General features: G+C 61.4%; 9 protein-coding genes. 1 reads left to right on the top strand and 8 read right to left on the bottom strand.

The features are described 5' to 3' along the window. Positions 1 to 72: 72 nt before the first annotated feature. The 8 genes from ACIGHN_RS27885 to ACIGHN_RS27850 all read right to left on the bottom strand — a co-directional run bounded on the left by ACIGHN_RS27885 (position 73) and on the right by ACIGHN_RS27850 (position 5,669). Complete coding sequence (locus ACIGHN_RS27885; RefSeq protein ID WP_396507568.1) at positions 73 to 267, bottom strand: helix-turn-helix domain-containing protein; 195 nt, start codon at positions 265 to 267, stop codon at positions 73 to 75. Between the two features lie 370 nt (positions 268 to 637). Continuing rightward, the gene (locus ACIGHN_RS27880; protein WP_396507566.1) at positions 638 to 799 is read right to left on the bottom strand and encodes a hypothetical protein; all 162 of its coding nucleotides are present in this window, start codon (positions 797 to 799) and stop codon (positions 638 to 640) included. A gap of 491 nt (positions 800 to 1,290) precedes the next feature. Next, positions 1,291 to 2,040: a lysozyme inhibitor LprI family protein gene (locus tag ACIGHN_RS27875; RefSeq protein ID WP_396507564.1), complete on the bottom strand. Its 750-nt coding sequence runs from the start codon at positions 2,038 to 2,040 to the stop codon at positions 1,291 to 1,293. A gap of 347 nt (positions 2,041 to 2,387) precedes the next feature. Then, positions 2,388 to 2,759 (bottom strand): KTSC domain-containing protein, encoded by a 372-nt coding sequence (locus tag ACIGHN_RS27870; RefSeq protein WP_396507562.1) that lies wholly within the window; start codon positions 2,757 to 2,759, stop codon positions 2,388 to 2,390. Positions 2,760 to 2,925: 166 nt separating this feature from the next. After that, complete coding sequence (locus tag ACIGHN_RS27865) at positions 2,926 to 3,138, bottom strand: hypothetical protein (protein ID WP_056422285.1); 213 nt, start codon at positions 3,136 to 3,138, stop codon at positions 2,926 to 2,928. 352 nt (positions 3,139 to 3,490) lie between these two features. Further along, on the bottom strand, positions 3,491 to 4,378 hold the full coding sequence (locus tag ACIGHN_RS27860; protein ID WP_396507560.1) for a DUF6279 family lipoprotein: 888 nt from the start codon (positions 4,376 to 4,378) through the stop codon (positions 3,491 to 3,493). Positions 4,379 to 4,414: 36 nt separating this feature from the next. Further along, entirely contained in the window at positions 4,415 to 4,630 is a 216-nt protein-coding gene (locus tag ACIGHN_RS27855) for a hypothetical protein (RefSeq protein ID WP_056412877.1), read from the bottom strand. 85 nt (positions 4,631 to 4,715) lie between these two features. Continuing rightward, positions 4,716 to 5,669, bottom strand: a complete 954-nt coding sequence (locus ACIGHN_RS27850; RefSeq protein WP_396507558.1) for a LysR family transcriptional regulator — start codon at positions 5,667 to 5,669, stop codon at positions 4,716 to 4,718. 181 nt (positions 5,670 to 5,850) lie between these two features. Here ACIGHN_RS27850 and ACIGHN_RS27845 point away from each other — a divergent pair. After that, positions 5,851 to 6,820, top strand: a 970-nt coding sequence (locus ACIGHN_RS27845) for an acyl-CoA dehydrogenase family protein (protein ID WP_396507556.1), incomplete at its 3' end; no start/stop codon positions are given.

Raw genomic sequence — 6,820 nt, 5'->3', positions numbered from 1 at the left:
CCGTCATTCATCGGCGGCAGGACTATCCCCTGTAGAGTTCGAACAGCGACATTCCCAACGGCTCAAAAGTGTCTAGATAAGCCGGGGCGATTCATCGGCACCGCCAGCGCGCACCCATTCATCGACCTCGGAGAGCTGGAACTTCCACAGCCGCCCGATCTTGTGCGCGGGCAAACCCTTGCGCTCGCGCCAGCGGTAAACAGTGTCCTTCACCACGCCCAGATGCCGAGCGACATCGATGGCAGTGACCCAAGGTTCGGCGTTCATAGCATTGGCGCTCACAGAGACATCAAAGTCGTTTTAAATCGCCTTCAGTCTAACCGAGGGCCATGTTCGCGACCACCTTCAAATGGCCGAGATTAGCGGTGTGTCGATTGGTATGAGTGAACACGCTGCACTAGCCTGCGGCAGTTCTCCGTAGAGTGGCCCAGGTTCACCCCATGAGGCCGCGCGAGGGCCGCATTAGAGCCGGTTTTGCCTGCTATCCCGTCTCCCACTCCCCTCTACGGAGAATCTCTTTTACGAGTGACCAGAAGTGCCTCTTCTATACCCATGCAGCCAGCCTGCAATGGCCGGTGCGAGTGAGCTTATGCCCCCGTTCGCGACCACCGATAGAATCACTAAGGCTCAAGACGCCTCATAGCGTTTGATTCGCACCACAAGCAGCAAGCGTCGAAAAATGCTGGTATTTTTGACGGCACTTTTTGAAACGGAATTTCAAAAACATAGATTTCATGCCGCCTGCGGGCCGGTTTTCGATTCCGGCCCCGGCACCACGAACGAGTCCAGAAGAGTCCATGCTCTTCTGGACTTTTTTATTTGTCCTGTGGAATCAGCAGCTTGGCTGCCCGTACCCGTCCAGACCAGTCCACCCCCGGACTTGGCCAATGGCCCGAACTCGGCTTCTCTTTGGCCCCTTGATCCAAATCGACCGACTCCCGCATGTGTACAGCTCGCACACATGCGTGAGTCGCTTGTTCATGGCCGTCCGTCCCTGATCTCCTCCAGGCCGTGGCGCTGGAGCGGCCGGAGGCTTTGGAGCAGCCCGAGTGGAGGCGCTGGGCGTGCGTACCTGACGCCGGTGCAGGCATTGCAGTTACAGCGAGCGAAAGATGCTGCGGCGGCCTGAGCGTCGCGATGATTCCTACCAGGCATACGCTTGGCGCTGAATGCAAAGGCCCCGGCTGTGATATTAGAGCATTTTTGCGCTGGTCTGCAATCAGTTAAAAGCAGTCAATGCTAAGAAACGCCAATTTCAAAAGATTGTTTTTGTTCCTAATAAATATCGTATTAATATCGGCAATAGCCTTCATCGCGCGAAACCACAAGGCAGTCCTTTTTTCCTCTCAACGCACTGCGATTTACGGAATCTCCCATACCAGGACGCACAGTCTCGGTCACACCATTACGCTCGAAGCGAAGACCATTCGCTGTAATGGTGCCAACAAATTTGCCATGCATATCCACGTCCAAGCCCCACTGATTGTCAATCAAGAGGCGATCGCCTTCGCGCGTAATTTTCATTACAGTGCCTTCACCGCCGCGCCAGCGGCCGAGAAACGCGGATGCTGGCAAAGGAGCAGCAGAATTCACCTTCGACCCGAGTTCTTTCTCCAGCGATGAAGAACGAGATTTAGTGACCTCCACCCAGCAGCTTGCAACGGCTACAGAAGCCATCGTGCCGCCATTGCGCCCTTTGGAGACGCAGTCTCGATCACGCGATTTCAGCCATGCCCGTTGCTCCGTCAAAAGAGTCTTTCGAGCAGTCGTATTCAGGCTAGCGCGCAGCTCAGCATAGCGCTTGCTCATCTCGGCATCTGCATCACGCAAATCATGTGCAGCGCATTGCTGCATTTCAAGTGTTGAGATGCACTGCGCCGGCCTTTGCCCAGTAAACGCTGGATTATTCATGAATTGGCCTGCGGTCTGAGCCCACGCCGAAGCAGAAAGGTTCATAGCGACGAGAGCAATGCCGATAAATAAAGGTTTTTTCATTTCTACTTTGAATATATTGGCGGACTTGAATTTCTTTGATGCCATCAGAATTAACACCCAAGAATGCCTATTAAAGTATAAAAAATTTGCTCTCACTGTAGGAGCAATTCCCATTGGCCTGTTAACTCAATTTTGGAGCAGAAGAGCAAATTTTTAAGGTCGCACCGGCACAACTCGCGCACCGCATCTCTGCGTATCAGCCTCCGGCTCATGAGGTGGCGACCTGGATACGGCCGACCCTTTGCGCTACGTGAGCGAGTTCAGCGCCGCCCTCTTCACACTCGAAAAAGGCGAAGACCACCAAACCCCCATCAAGAGCCAGTTTTGCTAACCACTTCATCCGCCTTGACGATGTGCGCTTGACCGAGCTGCTCTGCTGGTAGGTCAGGGCACTAGCAAAGACGCTCAGCGTCTAACGCGTGTACTTGTTCGGGATGGGGTGGGATGGGTCCGGCAATTGAGGGGCCCGTCGCTGCCCGTGCCATTAATGCGCGACTCGAAGAACTGTCGCTTTGTAGCGCCTGCACGGTGCCTGCATCGGCGCTGAAATAGTGGTGGTAGGTGCTCTTTAAGCAGATGATCATGTACCCGTCTGCCTTGTCGTAGCAGATACGGGAAACATCGCTGTTCTCGGTCACTTGGGTACACGCAAACGCGTCGAACGAGACGGGGCCGTGGTGCTTCACCTGCGCCGTCTCTACTCGGGCATCGGCGCATTCTTCGGCTTTGCGCTGACCGCCGTGCTTTTTGAAATTTATCGTCACGGAGCACTGGCTTTCGGACCGGCAGATTTACCTATCCGCAGTGGTGGCAGGTGTCGTGGGTTCGCTCCTCGGGCGACTGTTTCTCAAAGCCAAGCACGAACTCTGAGGCTGGCGCGCGCTGACTGAACTTTGGTTTTTGAAAAGCAGATGCCGGGATAAGGCCTGCTCACTTGCGCTGCGTTTGTGCCGCAGCGGCAGCAGCACCGCGTGACCGCTGCGCCGCACGAAGCTCGGCCAGCGCCTCCTCCACCGCCCGCCGGTACTCCGGCGTCAGATCCTCGGTCTTGAGTTCGCGCTCGTGGAATTGGGCGCGGTGCGGGTCTTTCAGCAAGTCCTGAATCACGATGCCCTTGAGCTTTACATAGACAGCGTTGTCCATCGGGGTCTCCTGCAAGTGCCAAGCAAGGACCCCATGATCTACCCAAATGCGCAAAAGACGCCATGGGGGATTGCCACGGGATGCAAGGCGACCAGCGGCACGCAGTTGCACGCCGTGGCAGGCCGCAATACGCCGTGGGGCCACCGATCAGCATGTGGTCTGGCTTCGCGCGTCAATGCCTGTAGCTACGGCTTGACTGCACAGCAGCGGGCAGCAGCGCTCAACAGCCACAGTACCTACCAGCCCCTGCCGGTCAAACCTCGTCGCCGCAAGCTGTAGCCAACCACCCCGCATCCAGTCAGGCCTGCTGGTTCGCCACCGCGGCCCCCACGACCTGCACGGCTTTACCCCGTCACTGCGCAGCCAGCGTCATGAAATCCTGCTCGTACGACTTGGCCGATGCCACCGCCTTCACGCGCTGGGCCGGCGTGGTGGCGTTGTGCACCTGTGCAAAGCCGGCGCAGCCTTCGGTCACCAGCATCTGTGCGTAGCTGCGGTAGGCCGGGTCGGGGGATTGGTCGAACCGGGCCAGGTACTCGCGCACCAGAGTTTTCGTCTGGGCGGTGTTCTGCCGGTCGCGGGCCACGGTCTGCAGCACCTGCACCAGGTCCTTTTGGCGGCGCAGGCGTTCGTTGTAGGTGCGCTGGGGGTCGAAGGAGGACTGGGCGATGAAGGCGCGCAGCGCGGCCTTTTGCGGCTCGTCCAGCCGGCCATAGAAGCCCTCGGCCCGCGAGAGCAGTTCCTTGAAGCGGTGTTCACGCAGTTTCTCGGGCGTGGGGTCGAGCCATTCCTTGCGCCAGTCGGCATTGCTGTCGGCCTGCTTGCGCTCCAGCTGGCGGATCTGGCTGTCCGTCAGCTGCGATGCCAGCCACAGCATCTTGGGCTCGGCCTGGCTGACCACCTGGTCGAGCTGGGTGCGGATATCGGCGTAGGTGCTGCAGGCCTGCTGCGCGGTCACGTCGTCCGCCAGCTGGCGCTGGACCTTCTGCAGCACCTGGGCATGCTGGGGCAGCATGGTGTCGCGGTGCCACTGGTGCAGGTCATCGAGCTCATCGCGCACGCGTTCGCTCTGCACGTCCGACAGCCCCAGGTAGCGGTTGATCTGCCACGCCATGAGCTGCGGCGCCTGGTTGTAGGCCAGCTTGACGGTGCTGCAGCCCTGGAGCAGCAGCGCCATGGCGGCGCCCAGCACCACCGCGCGCAGGGCGCGGGCCCTGCCCGACAGGGGCGTGCGCTTCAAACGAGGCGCTGCAACAGCGGTGTGGTGTGCCACGGGTCAGTTGTCTTGCCGGCGTATGAGCTGGCGGCCGCTGGGGGTGATGGTCAGGTCTCCGGAGGTGCCCTTGGCGATGAAGCCCCACTCCAGCAGGCGCGCGGACACGTGGTCCTTGAGCGCGTGGGGCATGGTGATGGTCTGGCCCATTTCGAGTTGCTTCAGGGTTTCGATCTCGTCGACGGTGGGATCGAAATGCGGTGCATGGTAGGTCGTCATGGAGGGCGCTTTCAGGTTGTGATTTATGTGTTGACTGATCCTTGCAGCGCCAGATTAGTTCAGCCAGAAGGCGCATGCAAGCGCATTAGCCGGGTCCCGGCATTGGACTGCCCCCCAACGCGGCCATGTCCTGCAACCAGCATGAGAACGCGGTCAACACCGGGGACTGCGCGGGCTGCGCGGGGCTGATGAGGTAGTAGCCGCGCTCGCCGCGCAGGGGCCGCGCGCAGGCCACCACCAGTTCGCCGCTGGCCAGTTCGGCCTCGATCAGCAGCGGCGGGATCAGCGCCACGCCCATGCCGTGCGTGGCCGCCACGGCCAGCATGGAGAACAGCTCGTAGCGCGGGCCGTCGAGCGCGTGCGGCGCCTCCACCGCCATCGCATCGAACCACTGCCGCCAGCCATACGGGCGCGTGCTTTGCTGCAGCAGGGGCAACTCGGCCAGCGCTTCGGCCGCCACCGGCTGGTGGGCGCGGCCCCGGCCACGTGGCGCGGCGGATTCGAGCAGGCGGGGGCTGCACACGGGCACGACGTCTTCGTGCATCAGCAACTGGGCCTGCACGCCGGGCCAGTTGGCCACCTGCTCCGGCGTGCCGGCGTACAGCGCGGCATCGAACGTGGTGTCGGCAAACAGAAATGGCCGCGTCTGCGTGTCGATGTGCACCACGATGTCGGGGTGCACTTGCGCCAACTGCGGCAGGCGCGGTATGAGCCAGCGCGTGGCGAACGTGGGCACGGCCGCCAGCGACAGCGTGCCGCCCTCGCCCTGGTGGGCCATCACGTCGAGCGTGTCGCGCTCCAGCCCCTGCAGCCAGCGCGCCACCTGGCGGCCATAGTGCGCGCCGGCGGGCGTCAGCACCACGCCGTGGCGGGTGCGGCGAAACAGCTGCACGCCCAGAAATTCTTCCAGTGCCTGGATCTGGCGCGAGACGGCGCTTTGGGTCAGCGCCAGCTCTTGCGCGGCGCGGGTGTAGCTCTCGTGGCGGGCGGCGACTTCAAAACAGGCCAGGGCCTGGGTCGATGGAATATTGCGGCGCATGATGAAGATGAACTTGTACGCTGCCGACTTGGCAGGCGGTATCTGGCACAAAGTATTCCATACATTCCATTCATGCATATCTGGATGAAAAGAACTCGCTTGCGGGATGGTGGGGTGAGGCCTACGATGCGCCCCAGAACACCTTTGTTGCCACCCTTTTTTTGCACCTGGAGACACGCACATGGCCCACGCCTCTTTTCAATGGGATGACCCTTTCCTCCTGAGCCAGCAGTTGACCGACGACGAGCGCGCCATCCGCGACGCCGCTGCCGCCTACTGCCAGGACAAGCTGGCACCCCGCGTGCTGGACGCCTTCCGCCACGAGAAGATGGACGTGAGCATCTTTCGCGAGATGGGCGAAGTGGGCCTCCTGGGCCCCACGATCCCCGAACAGTACGGCGGCCCCGGCCTGTCGTACGTGGCCTACGGCCTGATTGCCCGCGAGGTGGAGCGTGTGGATTCGGGCTACCGCTCCATGGCCAGCGTGCAGTCGTCGCTGGTGATGGTGCCCATCCATGAGTTCGGCACCGAAGCGCAAAAGCAGAAGTACCTGCCCAAGCTCGCCACCGGCGAGTGGATCGGCTGCTTCGGCCTGACCGAGCCCGACCACGGCTCCGACCCCGGCAGCATGGCCACGCGCGCCTACAAGGTCGATGGCGGCTACAAGCTCAAGGGCAGCAAGATGTGGATCACCAACAGCCCCGTGGCGGATGTGTTCGTCGTCTGGGCCAAGGAAGTATCCGAAGGCGGCGCGGTGGGCCCCATCCGCGGCTTTGTGCTGGACAAGGGCATGAAGGGGCTGACGGCTCCTGCCATCCATGGCAAGGTGGGCCTGCGTGCATCGATCACGGGGGAGATCGTGATGGACGACGTGTTCGTGCCTGAAGAAAACGCGTTTCCTGAAGTGCAGGGTCTGAAGGGCCCCTTCACCTGCCTGAACAGCGCGCGCTACGGCATCGCCTGGGGCGCCCTGGGTGCGGCCGAGTTCTGCTGGCACACCGCCCGCCAGTACACGCTGGACCGCAAGCAGTTTGGCCGCCCCCTGGCTGCGAACCAGCTCATCCAGAAGAAGCTGGCCGACATGCAGACCGAGATCGCCAACGGCCCGAAGGCGCGGGCGTCGCGGGGGAGGGCTGTCTCGGCGACGCGGA

It is taken from the genome of Acidovorax sp. NPDC077693 (assembly GCF_044542805.1).
GTDB lineage: Bacteria > Pseudomonadota > Gammaproteobacteria > Burkholderiales > Burkholderiaceae_C > Acidovorax.
This window is presented reverse-complemented; position numbering and strand designations above follow the sequence as displayed.